The following is an 18,467-nucleotide window of genomic DNA, read 5'->3' on the forward strand; positions in this document are numbered from 1 at the left end:
GCGTGCTTTGATCGTTGAACTGACCCTCCGGAGCGGATGTCCTTGCCGCTCAGGGGGGATGTCAGGTCGCTCGACGACGGCAGATGCGGAGCGGTCGCGACGTTCCGGTGGGAGGGGGCCCCGATGCTCACCGCTCGGTCGCACAGGCGCCTGTGGCGGAAGGTTCGCGCCCTTTCGGAGGAGCTCGAACTCCCGTACCCCTTCGACGCCGAGACCTTCCTGGCCCTCCTGGCCGAACGCCGCGGCCGCCCGATCGAGGTCCTGTCGGTCGCGGTGGACGCGGCGATCCCGTGCGGTCTGCTGATGACGACCGACCACGCCGACTACATCCTGTGCACCCCGGGGGCCAGCGCACTGCACCGGCAGCACATCCTCGTACACGAGGCGGCCCATCTGCTCTGCGGGCACGACCGGTTGCCCACCCCCGAGACACCGGGCGTACGCGCGCTGCTGCCCGGGCTCTCCCCCGACCTGGTGCGCCGGGTCCTGGGCCGCACCGTGTACGCCGAGCCCGCCGAGCAGGAGGCGGAGCTGCTCGCCTCCCTCATCCTGCACCGGGTGCTGAGGGAAGGCCCCGGGCCGGGACGGGACCACGGTCGGGCCGGAACCCTCGTCGGGGTCCCCTCCCGCCGCCCCGTGCGGCCGCGTGGGTGACCTGCTCGCGTACCTCCCGGCCGTCGCCGCGTTCTGGCTGGGCTGCTACGAACTGCGCCTGCTGCGAGACGGAAGCGACTCGCCCTTCGCCGTGCGCCACCTGTGCCGCTTCGGATTCTGCATGGCCGCGGCGATGGCCCTGCTGGCCGCTCCGGCCATGTGCCTGGAGCGGCTGTCGCCGTGGTTCCCGCAACTGACCCATCTCCTGGGCCGCGAGATGGAGATGGCTGCCCTCGCGTTCCTCCCGTTGACCGTCATCGAGATAGGCCTGCCCCGGCCCCGACTGCCGGCCGGACGGCTGCACATCGGCGTCACCGTCTCGGCCCTCGTGCTGTGCGCGGTGCTGTTCCTCTCCTCCGGCGTACGCACCCGGCAGGGATCGCTGATCGTGGAGGGGACCGGAGCGGTGTTCCTCGCCTCCAGCGACGCAGTCTTCACCGGCTACAGCCTGTGGTGCCTGGCCGTGTTCCTGGTTCCGGTGCACCGGTTCGCCCGGGGGCTGGGTCCCGGCGCGCTGCGCACGGGCCTGCGGCTGATCACGGCAAGTGTCACGGTGGGCCTCGCCTGGGCCCTGTGGGGCGTGTCGTCGATCGTCACCATGGCCGTGGACAACCGGCAGAGCGTCGGACTGGACCCGGTGGGCCGGACGCTCGGTATGTGCTGTCTGGTGCTGGGCGTCCTGGGCGGCACCGCCGGGGGCTGGGTCTCCGCCACCACCACGGTCGGGCGGTGGCTACGGGCCTACCGGACCTACCGTGCCCTGGAGCCGCTGTGGTCGGCGTTACGGGCCGTTGCCCCCGGGACGGCCCTGGATTTGGGGTGGCCGTCGGTGCGCCTGTTCTCCCTGCACCGGGCGGAGTTCGCGCTCTATCGCCGGGTGATCGAGATCCGGGACGGCTACCTGGAACTCCGTTCCTTCGTTCCCCCCGACGCCCGCGCACTGTCGGACGCGGCGCTGGCCCGGTTCCCCGTACCGCCGTCGGGCCGCGCGGCGATGGCCGAGGCCGCGGTCATCGCCGCCGCACTGGAGTCCGCCAGGACCGGCCCCGGTGCCTCCGGGGACCAGGACGTCGCGCTCGCCTACCCGGTCGGTTGTTCGGTCGAGGAGGAAGCGGCGTGGCTGGTCCAGGTGGCCGAGGCGTTCACCGTGGCCGGGCTGGTGGAGCACATGCGCCACCGGGTGGGCCGCCGGGCCTAGGACGGGATGAGCGTCGGTCCGGAGAGGGCAGTGGCGGATGGCGGAAAGGCCGTACGGAGGAACAGGGGCGGTTGCGGTGACGGGCGCAGCCCGGAGTGGTGCATCCAGCTCGCTATCTCCACCCGGGAGGAACAGCCCAGCTTCTTCATCGTGTCCCGGATGTGGTTGACCACCGTCCACTCCGAGATCGCCAGCCGGTGGGCGATCTGCCGGTTGCTCAGACCGGCCGCTACCAGGCGCGAGACCTCGGTCTGGCGAGGCGTCAGCGGGTCGATGCGGGTTCGGGCGTCCGGGGGTAAGTGATCCGCGGGCGTGGCGGCGGGAGGGGTGGGGGCCGGGACGAGGGAGGCCAGCAGGTCCGGGAGCGAGACCTGGGAGCCCTCGACCAGGGCCCGGGAGAAGGCGGCCTCGCCCAGCAGCTCCCGTACCGGATCCTCCAGCCGGGCCATGGCGAAGTCGGGGGTGCCCGCTTCCTCCGGGAACGCGCCGCGCCAGGTGTGGAAGGCGCCCAGGCCGCGGGCGGTGCCGACAGCGCGTTCGACGACGTCGGGCAGGGCGGGACTGCCCAGCGTGGTGGCGATGGCGCCCAGGACGGCCGGCGGCCCCAGGGCGCGCAGGGCCGACAGGGCCCGCTCGCAGTAGTGAGCCGTGGCCTGCGCGCGTCCCTCCGCGGCCGCGAAGACGGCCAGGTGAAGCAGGGCGGCACCGGCGGCGAGCGTGTCGCGCCCCTGCTGGGCCGCGGCCAGCACCTCCAGTGCGGTGGCCGCCGCGGCCGCCGTGTCGCCCAGGCGGAATCCCGCGAGTGCGGCTTCCAGCGACACGTAGCGGGCTTCGTGGCGGTCGCCGTCGGACCGGTGCCGTTCGGCGGCCTCGTAGAGTAAGGAGGCGCCGCGGTAGGGGTCCGTGGCCAGGACACACAGGGCCCGCAGTCGCGTCACCCGCGCGGACAGCCCCACGGCCTGGGCGGCATCCGCCGTGATCCGGTCCAGCAGGTCCGTGGCGGCCTCGGGCTGGCCTGCCAGAATGCCTGCCTCGCCGAGCAGCAGGTCGACACGGATCCGGTCGCGGTGGCCGGTCGCGGTCCACGAGGAGTCGGGGCCGGGGCGCCCTTCGGCCCAGGTGCTCCAGCCGCCCGTTGCCCGCCAGTGGACGCGGATGCCGTCGACGAGGTCGAGAGCCTCGCCGGTCCGCCCGTGGCGGAGCAGCGTCTCGAGTGCCGTACGGAGGTTGCGTTCCTCGCTCCAGAAGGCGATCAGGCCGGAGCGCTGGTGCCCCGAGACGATCCGGTCGGACGCGGCGCGGGCCAGGGCCGCGTAGTAGCGGGCGTGCGCCAGGCGGGCCGCGGAGTCCTCGGCCGGCGGGAGCCGGAGCGCGGCTCCGTCCGGAGGCAGCTGCAGCCGGAACCGGGCCGTGCCGTCCAGGCGGCCGGACGGCAGGGTGGAGGCGGTGAGCAGATGGCCACGCAGCAGGGTCTCCAGCGCCGAGGAGAACTCCTCCGGCGCGACGGCCGCGATGTGGCGCAGTGCCTCGGGGCCGAAGCCGCCGCTGAACACCTGGGAGTGGGCCAGCAGCCGGCTCGGCGTCCCGTCGGCGGTCCGGGGAGGGGTGCCGTGCGGATCGTGACACGGCGCCGCGGTGGGGTCGCCGTCCTCGACGTGGACGGGGTACGGGACGGTCCGGTCGCCGAGCGAGGCCCACGCCACCTCGGGGCTCTCCAGTGCGGCGACCCGTGCGGTGCGGCAGAGCGCGCCGGGGTTGCCGCCCACCTCGACGCAGGTCCGGGCGATGACCTGCTGATTGTGCAGTTGGAGGGAGAACGCGGGATTGATGGTGCGCAGGCAGGCGAGGTACACCTGCACCGAGGGCACGCGCGCCAGTGCGCCGAGATCCAGCGCCGAGCAGTCGAGCGGCACGGGCAGCGGGTCCACCGGGAAGGGGACGAGGCCGTGGGCCGCGGGGGGCTGGCGGGCCGTGCCGATGACCACCACGGACGCGAGCGCGCAGGCCCGCAGCAGTGGGTGGTGGTCCGAGCGGTCGAGGTCGTCGACGAGCAGGAGCGGCCGGGCCCCTCTCGCGTCACGGCCGGCGGTGAGGTCGGCGAGCAGGTCGAACACGCTGTTCGCGTACGACTCGGCCACGGTCTCCACGCGCACGGTGGCGGCGCCGGTCGACGCGTGGTAGGTGGCCGCCGCCTCGGCCGCGAGCCGCGTCTTGCCCGCACCCGGGACACCGGTCAGCAGCACTCCGGGCGTCGACGGATCCGTCAGCAGCGCCGACAGCGCGGCGATCTCGGCGTCCCGTCCGACCATGTCCGCGGGGAACGCGGTGGGTGGGCGTGCGGCGGACGGGCGGGGGTTCTTCACAGACGAGGGCGCGGGGATCGTCAAGTACGGCTCCGGGAGGTGGACCCAGGCGGACGGGGACAGCCAGGCGTTTCATCTGAGATGAACAACCATTTCACAGTTTTCACATCCGTTTACCACTTCAGCATGGCTGCCGACTCCGGTGGTGTCAACTACAGTAAAAATCAACGAAGTTGCATTCGCCTGTGCGGGTAGGCGCCCTGGAGGGCGGCGGCAGAAGGGAGCGGGCGGTGGCCGAAACGGAGCCCACGCCGTCGTCACTGAGCCGGAAGATCGACGGACTCTTCCGGCTCGCCCGCAGGCCCGACGGCCTGCCGTTCAGCAATGAGGAGGTCGCCACCGCGTGCCGGGAGGCCACGGGGGTGTCCTTTTCGACCACCTACCTCTGGCAGTTGCGCACCGGGCGCAGGAACAACCCGACCAAGCGCCACCTCGAGGCCCTGGCGGACCACTTCGAGGTCCCGGTCGCCTACTTCTTCGACGACGAGCACGGTGCGAAGATCGCCGCGGAGATCGAACTCCTCGGCGCCCTGCGGGACGCCGGGGTGCGCAGTGTGGCGCTGCGTGCGGTGGGGCTCTCCTCCGAGGCGCTCGGTACCGTCAGCGACCTCATCGACGTGATCGCCGTCCGTGAGGCGGCGGCCGGCCGGTCCGCCCGGGGCGCGGGGGAGTCCCCGCCCGCGGCGGAAGCCCGCGACGACCGGGGCTGAGGGCTGACAGAACGGTACGGTAGGGCCCGTCCGGGCGGCGGGCGGGTGCCGGGACGGCCCCGGTCACCGCGGCCGGTCGGGGGTGCGGCGCAGGAAGAAGCCCGCCATGGAGCCCCGGACCCGGTCACCGGCGTGCGGCTCCACCTTCTTGATCATGTGCGGTACGCCCGACCGCAGGACGACCAGCCGGTTGGGGTGCGGGGCGACGTAGTGGCCCACCCGCGAGGTGAGGTGGGCGTTCTGGTCGGCGGACCGCGCCCCGGGCGTTCCGCTGGAGACGAGCAGTTCGGCGCCCCAGGACGCCTGCCACTCGGGGTGCACGTAGAGCACGAACGAGGCGGCCCGGTCGCCGGAGTCGTCGTGCCAGGCCAGCCCGGAGCCCTGCGGATAGAGGAAGGAGCGACAGGTGAAGGCGTGCCAGTCCGCTCCGAACCGCCCGGTCCACGGCTCGATGCGGGTCGCCTCCTCGGCCAGTTGCTTCACCACGGCGTCGGCCGGCCCGCCGGACGGGTGCGCGGCGTGGTCGGCGAACCGTCCCGTGAAATGACCTTCCGGGTCGTTCAGCGTGGCGGGCCCGCTGAGGGGATTGCCGTCCAGCAGCCCGTAGACCTTGTTCCACGCCCCGTCCCGGCGTCCGTGTACGAAGTGGTACTCCTCGGTGCGCAGTTGCTCCCACAGTGTGGCTGCGGCCTCTGGGGCGAGGAAGTCGTCGAAGACGGCGAAGTCATCCGTGCTCCAGGTCAGTTCCATGGGTGTCCTCCGTGGACGGGGAAGGCGGTACGGCAGGGGAGGGGCGGGGTGCGAAGGCGGGGCGGGCCCGGTCAGGCGACGACGGGCTGGAGGCTCCCGGTGCCCACCGGGACGGGTGGCCGTGCGGCCACCTCCTGGAGCAGTCGCCGCGTCATGCCCGCCGCCCGGGCGTCTTCCGAGCCCAGCACCAGCCGCAGCATCTCGGCCGCGGCCTGCGAACGCCCGTGCGCGAGGTGCACGGTGGCCACGTTGAGGGGGCGTAGCCAGTCCGGCTGCCGGGCCTCCTTCACCGGCCCCTCGTCGATGAACGTCACTCCGGGGCAGTCGGACAGCCGGTCGGCGAGGTGGGCCGCCAGCTCCCGGGGCGGCATCGGCTCGCAGTACACCAGCGGTGTCAGCAGGTCGGCCGCGGATACGGTGCGGGGGCCCGCGGAGCCGTTGGCGGAGAGCGGCCCGTCCGCCCGGTACAGATGCCGGGGGTCGAGGGGGGTGCGGGCCAGTGGGGTGTGCGGGTAGACCCGCAGCCCGCAGGAGTAGCCCACCGAGACGCCCCGGTCGGCCAGTCGGCGGATGTGATGGATCGCGTTCTCCAGAGTGGCGGCCGTCTCGCCCGGCTGGCCGAACAGCACCCCGATCTGAACGTCCATCCACTCCGGCCGGCGCCGCAGCAGCAGACCGAAGGTGTCCTCGACGTCGGACATCCGGTAGTTCTTGTGGTGCCCGCGCAGCATCCGGTCGTCGAAGGCGTCCACCGAGAAGCTCGGACGCACGCAGCGGGACCGGATCAAGGCCTCCATCAGCCGCTCGGAGAACGGCTTGACGTTGAAGTAGCCGTGCCAGCTGATCGCTTCGCCGTGACGGCTTCCGGCCAGTGCCTCGCACACCTCGATCAGCGCCCCTTCGTAGGGGAGGTTGACCTCGGGCGCGGCCAGATGGAAGTGGGTCAGCCCGTACCGCTCGACGTAGTGTCCCGCCTCGGCGGCGACGGCGTGGGCGGGGCGCTCGTCCACCCTGCCGACGTTCAGCGGATCGACGCAGTACGAACAGCGCAGCGGGCAGCCCGCGTGGCTGCGCAGCGCGGTGGGGATGCCCCGGGCCTTCGCGAACAGTACGTACTCCGGTGCGATCCGCGGCAGCGCGGTGGTGGGCCGGGACACCACGTCCGGCCGCGTCCGCAGACCGGGCCCCAGGGCTCCGTCGGCGGTCCGCACCAGGCCGCCGGGGAGCGTGGACAGCGTTTCGGTGACCACCCGCCGCACGCCCCGTGCGCCGCCGTCGGCGACCACGCGCGCCAGCAGGGTGGTGAACGCGGCCTCACCGGGGCCGACGAGGCCGAAGTCCAGTCCGAGCCGGTTCATCACCTCCACCGGGCAGGAGGTGAACGCGGCGCCACCCGCCACCACCGGAAGTCCGGGGTCCCAGGCGCGCAGCGTCGCGGTCAGCTCGGCGATGGGCTCCAGGTAGTCCACCACGTCGATCCACCGCCCGCCCGCGCCGGCCTCCGTGTCGCAGGCGACCACGGCGTTGTCGATGTTGCGGATCGACAGCGCGACGAGGTCGGGCCGGGTCCGGTCCAGCACCTCGGTCAACAGGCCGGTGTGGTCGAGCGATTCGAGGAACGGGTTGCACACGGAAACCTCGACCGGCAATCCGCTTTCGGTGACCGCGGCCCGCAGGATCTCGAGTCCGTACGGGCCGACCGGCAGGACCTGGTGGGGGTTGGCGTAGAGCAGGAGGACGCGCACGGGCGGCTGCTTTCTCAGAGTTCCCTCGCGGGCGACGGTCGTGCGGTGGGGCTGTGTCAGTGCCGTGACCGAAAGATCCACCGGGTCGCGCCGCCCGGCACGGCACCTCGCGGCGTTGTCGAACCGCGCAAGTACGTCCGGTACGAGCCGCGGTCCTCCGCCCGGGGCCCCTCCCAGCGGTAGCTGGGGGAGACGCACCGCACCGGACGACGCGCCCCGGTGAACCTTTCCGGCCACGGCACTAGGCCTGCGGGGCGCGCACGCCCAGGTCCTGCTTGGCCTCGATGGCCCGCTGGAGCGCGGTCAACGCCCGCCCGGCCACCGGGAGGCCGGTACGGCCGGCGAGGACGGCGCTGAAGAGCAGCGGTGTGATCACCGCCCCGCTGCCGCGCACCTTGCCCAGATGGCTGACCACGGCGTCAAGGTGCGTCGCGGCCGGTTCCGGGTCGCCGGCCCGCAACGCCCTTACGGCGCGCGCCTGCAGGGCGACGGTGTACTCCGCCCAGGCCTCGGGTGGCGGAACGGCCACCGTGTCGAGCGAGGACCCGCCCCCCGTGCCGCCGGACCGTCCTTCACCGGACGCCTCCCGGGCTAGCTCGGCCTGGAGGCGGGACAGCGACGCCTGGCGGGCCATGCCGAGGGCGGCACAGCGATCGCCCTGGGCGGTCCACCAGCCGGCGGCGGTACCCCAGTCGCCGGACCGGGCCGCCAGGACGGCGCGCCAGCCCGCGATGGTCGCGGCCCCGGTGCCCTGGCCCAGATCGCGCAGCACCTCCTCGGCCTCGTCCATCGCGGAGTCGGCCGCCGCCCTGTTGCCGGACATGTGGCGCACCAGCGCCAGCGCGACGCCGGTGGCCGAGCTCAGCAGCCGGGAGCCGGCGACCTCGTGATGCAGCCGCTCGCAGTCGGCGAGTGCGGTGGGGACCGGGGTGTCGCCGTTGACCAGGGCCATTGCCAGGTTGGCGTAGACCTCGGTCAGGCCCAGGCAGGTCCCGGCGCCGTCGGCCGACCGCAGCGCGGAGCGCAGCGCCCGCTCGGCGGCGGGGTGGTCGCCGGCCCGCAGGGACTGGAGGCCGGCGTACAGGTGGGCCCCGATCCGGGCCTCGGGCTCCGGGGAGGCGACCGCGGCGAGGTAGTGCGGATCGTCCGGTACGGCGGGCGCGTCGCCGGTCAGATAGGTGCGGGAGTACAGCGAATTGAGGCGGGCGTGGATCCGGGCGGCCGGGGCGGCCCGGTCCGGGGCCGACAGCACGCGCTCGACGCGTTCGAGGGCGGCCTGCGGCATTCCCTGAGTGCCGAGGGCGTACGCCTCCAGGACGTCCAGGTCGTGGCCCTGCGGGTGGTTCGCCTCGGCCAGCGCGCGGGCGCGTCCGGTGAGCGCGAGTACCAGTTCGGGCCGCCCACGGGAGAGGGCGAAGCGGGCGGCGACTCCGAAGGCGGTCACGGCGGACTCGGCGGCCCGGGCCGCCCGGTCGGAGCCGGGCTCCACCCCGCGCAACGCGGTGTGCGCCGTCTCCCAGTGCCCGGCCAGCAACTCGGCCACGGCGGGGCGCCGCTGGGCCACCGGTTCCAGGAAGCGCGCGAGCCTGGCGTGCACGTCGGCGGTCTCGGAGAGCGTCAGCCGCCGCAGTGCCACCTCGGCTACGACCGGAAAGGCCGGGGCCAGGCGGCCCTTGTGGGCGTCGGCGGACTCCACCAGCCCGGCTTCGAGGAGGCAGGCCGCGGCCGCGGCGACGCTCTCGGGGTCGATCAGGGCTCCCAGGTCCTCCAGGGACAGGTCCCGCCCGGAGGCGGCGAGCAGCGTCAGGAGTTCCCGTGAGTCGGTGTCCAGCTGGTCCAGCCGGGCGCCGAGCGCGGCGTGCGCGCTGGGCGGCGCCCAGTCGTCACCGGGCTGGGCGAAGCGGCTCAGGACGACCATCTGTTCGATGTACCGGGGGATGCCGCCGGCCCGTGAGGCGATCTCCTCGGCGGCGGAGCCGGTGGCGAGGAGGGCGGCGGGGTCCGGGTCGTGTCCAGGGGCTCCGCCGCCGTTGGACCGGGAGCGGTCGGCGGCGCTCGGGTCCTGCTGCGCGGTGAGCAGCCGGTGGGCAAGCCGCCGCGCGTCGGGCCGTCCCAGGGGCGGCACGGTGAGCCGGTGGTCTTCCCGGCCGGCCAGTTCCTCGGGGGCGGAGACCCCGACCAGCAGCACCACGACGGGCCGCCCCGGTGCTGCGGTCAGCTCGTCGAGCAGGTCGGCCAGTGCCCCAGGGGTCCATTCGCTGTGCTCGACCACCAGTAGCAGGGGACGGGCGCCCCGCAGGCGGTCCAGTGCCGCGGTGAGCGCACGGCCCAGCTCGCCGCGGTCCTGGGCCAGGGCCTGCTCGGCGCGGGTGGAGGCGCCGGTCAGCTGCACCGTCGTGTCCACCCTGTCGCGGCCTTGCCGTGCGGCATTCTCGATCTCCTCCAGGAACAGGCAGCAGGCCAGCAGGCCGAGTCCGGTCCCGGCGGGTGGGCAGCGCAGGAGGGCTGTGGCCAGGCCGGTGCAGTGATCGAGTACCTCGGCGACCAGCCGGGACTTGCCCACCCCGGAGGGGCCCCCGACCAGGATCAGGGTCGGGTCGGGCGCGGCGGCGGCCACGTCGATACGGGCGGTCAGTTCTTCGACCAGGCCGGTGCGTCCGACGGTGCCGGTCCCGGGGGACGGGGCGCCGGCCGGACCGACGATCCAGGCCGGGACGGACCGGGCGAAGCCCTTGGCAGCGACCGGTTCGATCGCCCGCAGCGGGAAGTGGTCCTGCAGTTGGAGCCGGGTGGCCAGGTCCACGATCACCCCGTCGTCGGGCGCGTACTGCTGGAGCCGGGCGGCCCGGTTGAGCACCGAGCCGATGACGAAGCTCGACGTCCGGCCGCTGACCGCGACATGGCCGGAGGCGACCGCGGAGCGCACCGGGAAGTCGCCCAGCAACAGCTCGCCCAGGCTCCGCGCGTACTCGCCGGTGTGGTGCCCGATGGCGGTGGCGGCGGAGACTGCGGCGGCGGCGGCCGACTCGCCGTGCCCCTCGACGCCGAACACGGCGACGACCGCGTCGCCGATGAACTTCTCCACCTTGCCGCCGTACTGCTCCACCAATGAGCCGACGAGGGAGAAGTAGCCGTCCAGGACGGCCGCCCAACGGTCGGGTTCCAGTGAGGTGGCCAGTCCGGTGGAGCCGACCACGTCGCAGAAGATGACGGAGACGAAACGCAGACCGCTGGCGGGGGCCGAGGACGGTCCGATCCCGGCCCCGCAGGCCATGCAGAAGCGGGCCGCCGACGGGTTGTCCACACCGCAGCCGCTGCAACGGCTCGCGGTGGTTACGATGGGACCGGTGGGCTTGCTCATACTGTCCTCCCCGTTCACTGAGCGGCAACCGGATGGTTCACGACGTTTGCCCCGTCGTGAACCACCCGGTCTGTGCTACGGCCCAGACGTCACGGGTCCGGGACCGATCCCCTGACGAGGGTCGGTACTACCAGAGGTAGCCGCCGCTGGGGTCGGAGACCGAGTGACCCTCCACGTCCGAACCGGCCGCCTCGACGCGGGACTTGACGCTCAGCAGGACGTCGATCTCGTCCTCGGTGAGGGACTTGAGCACCGCCTGCTGGGCGTCGTTGGCGTCGGTCAGGGCGAAACCGGCTTCGGCAAGCTTGTCGATCTTGTCTGCCATGGTGATCTCCTCGGTTGACGAGCCCGCGCGTTTCACGTGCGGGGCTCTGGTTTCCCGGTGCGTCGCACCGGAGTTCAGGGGGGCCGGGCCGGGTGTCGGTTCCTCGGCCGGGCCGGCACCGTCGTCCGCGCCGGAGGGCGGGGCGGCGGGCGGTGGAACGGTAGGTGGTATGCCGCCGAGCCGGACGGCGACCACGACAGCGGTGAGCAGCAGGGCGATGCCCGCCAGCAGCAACAGGCTTCCGAGCCCGATCCACATGACCAGGGCTGCCGCCAGCGCGGGGGCCAGTACGTTCAGTACGGCCGGCACGGAATTCATGAGCGCCCATACCCGGCCGGTCAGTTCTACCGGTGTCTCGGAATGTACGACGCTGGGAAAAGTTACGAGAATTCCGGCGCTTGCGATTCCCAGAAGGAAAATAACACACAGCCATATGCTGGAGTCAATACGTATTTCGCGGAAAATGGCGAATCCGATGGCGACGATGATGCAGCCGATCGCCAGGACCGACCCCGCCATGGTGAGGAAGGGCCGAAGGCGCCCCGCGAAACGGCCCATGAGCAGCGAACCCACGACCCCGCCCAGTCCGACGGCGGACACCATGTAGCCGATGTATGACGTGCCCATTCCAAGTGCCGGCACGATCAGGGCGGCCATGGAGTCGTAAAGGAAGACGACGAACATCAGACTGCACATGACGAACAGGAGGGAGCGCAGAAGGCGTGATCCGAAAACGTGCCGGAATCCTTCCCCCAGTTCCTTGAAATAATGCAGATCCGCATTTCGGGAAGGTGAGGACGTGCTGCGCAGGGCGCGCGCGGCGATCACCCCGACGAGGAACGTGCACGCGTTGGCCGCGAACACCGCCCGGGGCGACATGAAGGCGACCAGCAGACCGCCGAGCGCGGGCCCGAGGATCTTGACCGACTGCATCGCCGTCTGGAGCAGCACGGTCGCGGCCTGGATGCCGTCGGGCGGCACCGAGACACGCAACTGGATCTGTCCCGCGAGCCCGCCGACCGAGCCCAGCGCCGAACGGACCAGCACCAGCCCGGCCGCCCAGTACACCCCTGGGGCGAACACCAGGCCCAGGGTGAGCCCCGCCTGCACGAGGTCGGTGAGGATCAGCACCGGGCGCGACGGCCGGCGGTCCACCAGCACCGCCAGGAACGGGGTCGCCAGCAGCGGCAGCATGCTCGCGGCCACCACCAGCGCCAGATCGCCCGCGCCGCCGTGCCAGACCGTCGTGACCAGCACCAGCAGTGCCACCTGGTCCAGCCAGTCGCCCAGACCGGAGACCACCGTGCTGGTGTACAGCAACCGGAAGTCGCGGCCCGCCAGCGGGCCCGGAACCCGCACGCGGCTCATCCGGCCAGGGCCACCGGGGAGCGCCGGTGGACCCGGGCGAGTACGTCCTCCATCACCTCGATCAGCCCCCTCAGGGAGTGCAGCGCGCTCACACCGAGCAGTTCCTCCTGCGCCGGGTCGAGCGGCAGCCGGTCGATCAGCCGGTGCACGTCGTCGCGGTGCTGCACGTCCAGCTGGGCGTGCCGGGCGATGGTGCGGAACGACGCCTCCGGCAGCCCGGTCCGGACCGCCAGGTCTGCGGCCAGCCCGGGACCGGGCGGGTTGCCCTCCAGCACCGCGATGTGCCCCACGAGTGCCACCGGATGCGCATGGCGCAGCCAGTAGTACTGGGAGCCGACCAGCGAGGCGATGGCCGCCCCCGGCAGCGCCGTGCGCAGCGTCTCGGGATCGCCCCCGGCCACCATGTAGTCGTCGGCCACCCACTGGTCGTGCCCGTACTCCTCACGGATGTGCTTGGCCAGGTAGCGGCCCACCAGATCGGCCACCGGGTCGCCCTGACGGGCGGTGCACTGTTCGACGGCCGCCAGCATCAGTGGCACCGTGGCCCGGATCGTCCCGTGCAGCGTCTTGAGCCACTCCAGGTACACCTGGTCGCTGTGGGGATGGCTCCACATCTGCCGGGACGCGGCGTCCACGGCCGGCATCAGCAGCCCGATCTTGTGGCGCAGCGCCTGCGACCTCGTCTGCTCCTCCACCGTCAACCGCCTTCCTTCAGGGCCATGCCCAGTGCCGTCACGGAGTCCGCGGCCCGCCCCGGGCGGCCGGCGATGTCGTACGCCTTCCAGCAACCGCCGCAGACGTTCTCGAAGCGTTCCTCGCGCAGGGCCTCGAAGCCGGGCAGGTCGGCCGCCGCCCCCGGGCCGAGGCTTCCCACCACCGTCAGCAGAGGATCGTCCCGGAACCCGGTCAGCGCCTGCGCCACGCCCTCGGGTCGGCGTGTCGGGGCGCGCAGCGCGGACGGGCCGTGACCGGTGATCAGCCCCTCGTTGCAGCAGGGGATCACCACCCCGTCGTAGCGCACCGTGGGCGAGCCGAGCAGGGTGCACGCCGAGAACGTCCCCACCGGGTGCCGGCTCTGGAGGGCGAATACCCCCGAGCCCCGCCCGTACCGCAGGGGGGTGATCAACTTGGTCTCCGCATCGTCGGCCCACCGCGGGCCGAGCGCCTCCAGGAGGAGCCCCTCGGCAACCTGCGCGCCGTCGCCGGTGTCGAGTTCCTGGACGACGATGTGGCAGCCCGCCTCGTGGGCCGCGCGCAGTGCGCCGACGAACCGGAGGCTCGACACGCCGCCCTGGTGGAAGCCGTCCGTGCTCAGGAAGAGCGTGGAGATCCGCGGCAGCAGCCGCCGTACCCAGCCGGGCGCGGAGCCGCTCTCACGCGCCCAGTACCCGCTGGTGAAGACGACGGTCTCCAGCCCGGCGTCGGCGAACTCCCCGATCGCGTAGGGCAGCGCCCGCTGCTCGGCGAAGGGCTCGCCGCCGGAGACCGCAACCGACCGGAGGCCGGGCAGCGCGACGATGCCGGCGACGACGTCGTGGAACGCCTCCCAGTCGGTGACCCTGTCGCTGTCCGCGCGGGCGTCCACCGAGCAGTGTGCGCAGCCGACCGGGCACTGGTCGGTGATGTACAACAGGACCGACTCGCCGCGACGGTTGCGCATCGCCTCGGTGTCCGCGAGCTTGGGGCGGCCGCGGACCGCCTCGGTCTCAGCGTGTGCAGGCCGGCTGTTCACGGTCCGCCTCCCGTCCCAAGGACACCAGGCCGCCGTAGCGGCCGGAGCGACGGTCGGAGAAGGCGGTCCCGTCCACTTGCTCGACCATGCGGCGGGCGGCGGCCTCGACCTGCCGCCCGGAGTCGCTGCGCAGGTACTCCGTCACCCGCCGCTCGGCCTCGGCGTCGCCGGACAGTGCGACGCAGTTGCCGCACATGCCCTTGTCGCACGGTCCGTCCGAGAACCGGGATGCCACGAAGCTGGGTCCGAGCACGCGCAGCGCCCGGTACAGCTCCCGGCGCAGGAACTTCTCGCGCAGCTCGGGCCACGACTCGTGGGACGCGTGGCCGACGATCAGGTGCTCCGGCATCCGACGCTCCACCAGGTCCTGATTGCAGCAGGCGTAGACGGTGCCGTCGTAGGTGACCAGCGGCCAGGTGATCCGGTCGCACGGGTCGACGGGCGCGACCGGGACGCCGGAGGAGGGCGTGGGAGTCAGCCCGCCGAGCTGGCGGCCACGGCCGATCGGACTCAAAGTGCCCACCAGAATGGGTACTTGGTCGTCGAACTCGCGGCGCACGTCGTCGACCAGGCCCTCGAGGTAGGGATCGTCGTCCCCCCGCCCGGTGAGCTGGAAGCTGACCTGCGGCACCAGTTCGCGTATGCGGTGCATCGCCCGGAACACGTCGGCCCGGCTCACTTCGCGTTCGTGGAACTCGTCGAGGCTGGCCGCGAAGTGGTCCACCTCGCGGATCGCCGCGGACACCGGGGCGGGCAACTGCCGGTTCTCCCGGGCGAACCACATGCCCGACAGCACGTACGAACGGGAGCCCACGGACCGGGCGGTGCGCGCGAGGTCGGCGACGAGCGCGGCACGCAGCAGCGCCTCACCGCCGGACATCAGCAGCAGGTCCGGTCGGGTCTCGCGGTCGAAGGACTCCACGAGCCGGCGGAACGGCGTCTCGGGATGCTGTTCGCTGGTACTGGAGGAGTCGGTGGAGCAGTGGGCGCATGACAGCGGGCAGCGGCGGGTCAGGGCCAGATAGAGGCCGGCGGCGGGCTTGTTGCGGATGGCGCCGATGTCCAGCAGGTGCACGGGATCACCCCCTTCTCGATGACAGGGCGCTGGCGATCTCCTCGAGCGAGGCGAGCGTCCGCGCGGCATTCGGGTCGTCGGTCCTGGCCAGGTCGGCCACCAGCGTGGTCAGCCGTTCGGCGGCCGCCGCGTGCCGTCCGGCGGGGCCGGGCGGCGGGCCCGCCAGCACCAGGGCGGCGGCGCACTGGCGCGCCAGCTCCGAGACCAGCTCCAGGACGGAGGTCGCGCTGCGCGCGCCCAGCACTGGGTCGAGCACCTCCAGAACGCCGAAGACGGACCCGTCGGTGTCCAGCGGCGCGGCGATGATGGCATTCGGTATCCGGCCGGTTGAGGCCGCGAAGTCCCGGTTGAACTGCGGGTGGTTGTCGAGGTTGTCGGCGATCACCGCCTCCCCGCTCTGGAAGACCCACCCGGCTATGCCGCTGTAGTCGGGGATGGTCCAGCCCACCAGGCTGTCCTCCTGGGGGTCGGAGATCGCCTCCAGAACGAGTGCCTCGCCCGCCGCGTCGTGCAGGAAGACCGACGAGGCGGGAGCGCCGAAGACAAGCCGGGCCAGCCTTACGGTCGAGCGCAACACCTCGTCGCGCCGGGACAGCGGAGAGCCGCTGAGAGGGGCGTCATGCGCCGGATTCGTCATGGCCGGCTCCTTCGGCGGACGGGGCGGATGGAGTGGATGGGGTGGATGGGGTGGATGAGTCGGGTACGGCGGATGTGCGGGGTGGGTCGGACCCGTCGGTGAAGTTGTCCGAGAGGGAGGCGAGAACGTGCTTGACCTCGCTCACCGGGAGATGCGGATGCTTTCCGAGGATGCGAGCCACGAACCCGGCGACATGGGGCGTCGCGAAACTGTTCCCGGAGAGGATCGAACGGCCGCCGCCCGTCCAGGGGACCTCGATTCCGACACCGGCCGCGAAGAATTCGACCGGGGGCCGCGGACTGACCTCGATGCGCTCCGCGTCGGCGATCTCGTGGGACCCGACGGAAATCACCGAGGGGAAGATCCAGGGATAGCTGCGGACCGGGCTGTTGTGCGCCGAGGCCACGATGGCCACCCGGTTGAAGTACGCCTCGTCCGCGATGTCGTGCAGCGCGGCCTTGAAGTCGCCCTTGCGCGAGGAGAGGCTGAGGTTGACGACATGGAAGCGCTCCGCCACCGCCCAACGCAGTGCGGCCAGCAGCATGTTGCCGTCGCCCGCGAGCCGCGGCCCCAGGATCCGTACGCTGGTCAGGCTCACGTCCGGCGCGATCCGCCGGATGATCGCCGCGCACGCGGTGCCATGACCGGCGGCGTCGCCCTCCTCGTCCGGGACGATCCGGTAGCTCGGCCGGCCGTCTTCCGCGTCGTCCTGTTCGATGCGTTCCACCGTGTAGGCCCCCTCCAGGGGGCCGATCTCGGGATGGTCCGGTGTGACTCCGCTGTCGATGATGCAGATCCGGACTCCCGCACCGCGCGACCCGCCCCAGGCCCATTCCCGGTCCACCGCCGTGGAGGCCGCGACGGACGACCGGTCGACGAGTTCCCCGGCGTTCATGTGGGCGAATCGGATCGTTGCTCGACGAAACGCTGTAGTGGTCAATGAAGCCTTCCGGTCGCTCGTGGCTCTCCCGTATGGCGCGATGCCGAACCGGCGGACTTGCCGGACCGTCCCGCTGTCGAACGGCTGAGCGGTGCCGGCGGACCGATTCTGTACGAGGTTCCAGGCGCTCGGACATCCCAGTTGTCTGGGGGGCTTTCCGGCCGAACCTGCCCCTCGCGGCTCGGAAACTGACAGTTCTCTGCGTTGTCCGTGGGCTTGCGCGGGGAGAGGGGGAGAGGCAGGCCGTCGCGGGGCCGAGCGGTGGGTACGGGCTCGGCCGCCGAGCGCGGCGGGCGCACCGGGCCGACCGGATGCCGCTGAAACCTAACGGCGGCGCCTCGAGGGGTACTGGTTGGTTGCTGGGGGCACCTGGGGGCACCCGGGGGCGCGGGGGCACTCAGCGTGCGAGTGGCGGAGAGCTGCCGGTCCCAGGCCGGCTTGCGCCAGACGGAGACGTGCTTCGGGGAGTCCTGGGTGAACGGCGCCCCGTTCCAGTCCGCGTGGCGGCGTTCGAGCCCGGCGATCCGCGCCATCAGGTCGAGCCCGGCTTCCCCGTGGACACCGTCGAACTGCGCATCCCGCAGGACGGCGGCGCCGTCGCCGGCCAGCTCGAACTCACCCGCGATCCAAGCGCCGCCGTCCACGAGTACGCGCCGGGTGCCGAAATCGTCGCCGGCGGCGGGCTCTGGGCGTCCGCGGGCGTCTACCGCCTGCCCGACCGTGAACTGGTGAGCCGTCACTACACCGTGTGCGGCACCTGCGGGCGCTACGCGGAGGCCACCCAGCCCGTGGATCCCACGTACACCGCCTGTGGCTCGGTGTCCACCACCGCGCCGCGCCGCTACATCGAGCCCGTGAACATCGCCGAGCTGCGGTGAGTTCCAGCCGTATCCCGTTCGCGCCATGCCTGGGCGGCCGCCATCCACTGCCGAAGTGCGCGCGCGGGTTGCCAGTTGAGGGAGGCGCCGGGCTGGGGCACGCGTGGGCCGATCGGGACTTTGGGCGGTGTAGGTGGTCAGCGCGCTGTGTGCGCTGGAGCTGAAGTAGTGCTCGAGCCATCGCCAGGATGCCAGAGCCTCACTGCGGCGGTCTGGGGTAATAAGCCGCATTGCGCCGACCGGAATTCGGAGCCCTTCCGCGGCCATCGGCAACGTGTGGTCTTCTGCCAGCTGCTCCACGACGCTGCGGATGTCGAAGCGGCGCCGTGTCCGGTGGGCCAGCCAGAACCCTGCGCTTCACCGACCTCGATGGACTGCGGCTGGCTTGCTCTGCGACCAATACCAAAGGCGGCCAGCTCGCCGATCTCGAACTGCGTCACCGAGGGCGGGCCCGCTGCGAGGACCGCATCCGGGGCGCCCGCGACACCGGCCTGCGCAACCTGCCCCTGCACGACACCGCCCAGAACCGGATCTGGCTGCAGATCGTCTCCCTCGCACTCGACCTCCTCGCCGGGCTGCCGATGCTCGCCCGGCCCGGCGACACTCGCCGCTGGGAACCCAAGAAGCTCCACCTGCGGCTGTTCTCGGTCGTCGCCGAGTTCGTGAACACCGGCCGCCGCAGGCGCGTGCCACTCGGACCTCTCCGTCGTCAACGGCAACCGCCGCCGGCC

Annotated in this window: 14 protein-coding genes and 2 pseudogenes; 5 read left to right on the plus strand and 11 right to left on the minus strand. The window is 72.4% G+C overall.

The window, feature by feature from the left end; all coding sequences use genetic code 11:
* Positions 1-123 precede the first annotated feature (123 nt).
* Together ABZY57_RS01500 and ABZY57_RS01505 are read left to right on the plus strand one after the other, a co-directional pair.
* On the plus strand, positions 124-654 hold the full coding sequence (locus ABZY57_RS01500; RefSeq protein ID WP_356507006.1) for a ParH-like protein: 531 nt from the start codon (positions 124-126) through the stop codon (positions 652-654).
* On the plus strand, positions 647-1,852 hold the full coding sequence (locus ABZY57_RS01505) for an MAB_1171c family putative transporter (protein ID WP_356507008.1): 1,206 nt from the start codon (positions 647-649) through the stop codon (positions 1,850-1,852). Before ABZY57_RS01500 ends, ABZY57_RS01505 begins: the two co-directional genes overlap by 8 nt.
* Here the strand turns inward: ABZY57_RS01505 and ABZY57_RS01510 are convergent.
* Positions 1,849-4,161, minus strand: coding sequence for a LuxR C-terminal-related transcriptional regulator (locus ABZY57_RS01510; RefSeq protein WP_356507010.1), 2,313 nt, complete (start codon positions 4,159-4,161; stop codon positions 1,849-1,851). The genes ABZY57_RS01505 and ABZY57_RS01510 overlap by 4 nt on opposite strands.
* 284 nt (positions 4,162-4,445) lie before the next feature.
* Here ABZY57_RS01510 and ABZY57_RS01515 point away from each other — a divergent pair, with 284 nt between their 5' ends.
* Positions 4,446-4,925, plus strand: coding sequence for a helix-turn-helix domain-containing protein (locus ABZY57_RS01515; protein ID WP_356507012.1), 480 nt, complete (start codon positions 4,446-4,448; stop codon positions 4,923-4,925).
* A 63-nt stretch (positions 4,926-4,988) separates the two neighbouring features.
* Here ABZY57_RS01515 and ABZY57_RS01520 read toward each other — a convergent pair whose 3' ends face one another.
* The 10 genes and pseudogenes from ABZY57_RS01520 to ABZY57_RS01565 all read right to left on the minus strand — a co-directional run.
* Positions 4,989-5,675 carry a 2OG-Fe(II) oxygenase gene (locus tag ABZY57_RS01520; protein ID WP_356507014.1) on the minus strand — a complete coding sequence of 229 codons (687 nt, stop codon included), beginning with the start codon at positions 5,673-5,675 and terminating at the stop codon, positions 4,989-4,991.
* A gap of 71 nt (positions 5,676-5,746) precedes the next feature.
* Positions 5,747-7,420: a radical SAM protein gene (locus ABZY57_RS01525; protein WP_356507016.1), complete on the minus strand. Its 1,674-nt coding sequence runs from the start codon at positions 7,418-7,420 to the stop codon at positions 5,747-5,749.
* A 241-nt stretch (positions 7,421-7,661) separates the two neighbouring features.
* Positions 7,662-10,781, minus strand: coding sequence for an AAA family ATPase (locus ABZY57_RS01530; protein WP_356507018.1), 3,120 nt, complete (start codon positions 10,779-10,781; stop codon positions 7,662-7,664).
* A 127-nt stretch (positions 10,782-10,908) separates the two neighbouring features.
* Entirely contained in the window at positions 10,909-12,474 is a 1,566-nt protein-coding gene (locus tag ABZY57_RS01535; protein WP_356507020.1) for an MFS transporter, read from the minus strand.
* Positions 12,471-13,169: an iron-containing redox enzyme family protein gene (locus ABZY57_RS01540; RefSeq protein ID WP_356507023.1), complete on the minus strand. Its 699-nt coding sequence runs from the start codon at positions 13,167-13,169 to the stop codon at positions 12,471-12,473. Before ABZY57_RS01540 ends, ABZY57_RS01535 begins: the two co-directional genes overlap by 4 nt.
* A 2-nt stretch (positions 13,170-13,171) precedes the next feature.
* Positions 13,172-14,206 (minus strand): radical SAM protein, encoded by a 1,035-nt coding sequence (locus ABZY57_RS01545; RefSeq protein ID WP_356507025.1) that lies wholly within the window; start codon positions 14,204-14,206, stop codon positions 13,172-13,174.
* Complete coding sequence (locus tag ABZY57_RS01550) at positions 14,181-15,281, minus strand: radical SAM protein (RefSeq protein ID WP_356507027.1); 1,101 nt, start codon at positions 15,279-15,281, stop codon at positions 14,181-14,183. Before ABZY57_RS01550 ends, ABZY57_RS01545 begins: the two co-directional genes overlap by 26 nt.
* Before the next feature lie 4 nt (positions 15,282-15,285).
* Positions 15,286-15,918, minus strand: coding sequence for a GAF domain-containing protein (locus ABZY57_RS01555; RefSeq protein WP_356507029.1), 633 nt, complete (start codon positions 15,916-15,918; stop codon positions 15,286-15,288).
* Positions 15,899-16,813, minus strand: coding sequence for a S8 family serine peptidase (locus ABZY57_RS01560; RefSeq protein WP_356507031.1), 915 nt, complete (start codon positions 16,811-16,813; stop codon positions 15,899-15,901). Before ABZY57_RS01560 ends, ABZY57_RS01555 begins: the two co-directional genes overlap by 20 nt.
* A gap of 476 nt (positions 16,814-17,289) precedes the next feature.
* Positions 17,290-17,406: pseudogene (locus ABZY57_RS01565) on the minus strand (SAM-dependent methyltransferase); the annotation flags it as partial.
* On the opposite strand from ABZY57_RS01565, the gene ABZY57_RS01570 reads away from it, so the two are divergent.
* Positions 17,359-17,736 (plus strand): hypothetical protein, encoded by a 378-nt coding sequence (locus tag ABZY57_RS01570; protein ID WP_356507166.1) that lies wholly within the window; start codon positions 17,359-17,361, stop codon positions 17,734-17,736. The pseudogene ABZY57_RS01565 and the gene ABZY57_RS01570 overlap by 48 nt on opposite strands.
* 350 nt (positions 17,737-18,086) lie before the next feature.
* Positions 18,087-18,419 (plus strand): annotated as a pseudogene (locus ABZY57_RS01575) (transposase); the annotation flags it as partial.
* Positions 18,420-18,467: the final 48 nt, after the last annotated feature.

Source organism: Streptomyces sp. NPDC006450 (assembly GCF_040612195.1).
Lineage (GTDB): Bacteria > Actinomycetota > Actinomycetes > Streptomycetales > Streptomycetaceae > Streptomyces.

Coding starts and splice junctions, on each gene's coding strand:
- ABZY57_RS01500 (WP_356507006.1), top strand. CDS start 124: ATGCTCACCGCTCGGTCGCACAGGCGCCTGTGGCGGAAGGTTCGCGCC.
- ABZY57_RS01510 (WP_356507010.1), bottom strand. CDS start 4,161: ATGGTCGGACGGGACGCCGAGATCGCCGCGCTGTCGGCGCTGCTGACG.
- ABZY57_RS01520 (WP_356507014.1), bottom strand. CDS start 5,675: ATGGAACTGACCTGGAGCACGGATGACTTCGCCGTCTTCGACGACTTC.
- ABZY57_RS01530 (WP_356507018.1), bottom strand. CDS start 10,781: ATGAGCAAGCCCACCGGTCCCATCGTAACCACCGCGAGCCGTTGCAGC.
- ABZY57_RS01535 (WP_356507020.1), bottom strand. CDS start 12,474: ATGAGCCGCGTGCGGGTTCCGGGCCCGCTGGCGGGCCGCGACTTCCGG.
- ABZY57_RS01555 (WP_356507029.1), bottom strand. CDS start 15,918: ATGACGAATCCGGCGCATGACGCCCCTCTCAGCGGCTCTCCGCTGTCC.
- ABZY57_RS01560 (WP_356507031.1), bottom strand. CDS start 16,813: ATGAACGCCGGGGAACTCGTCGACCGGTCGTCCGTCGCGGCCTCCACG.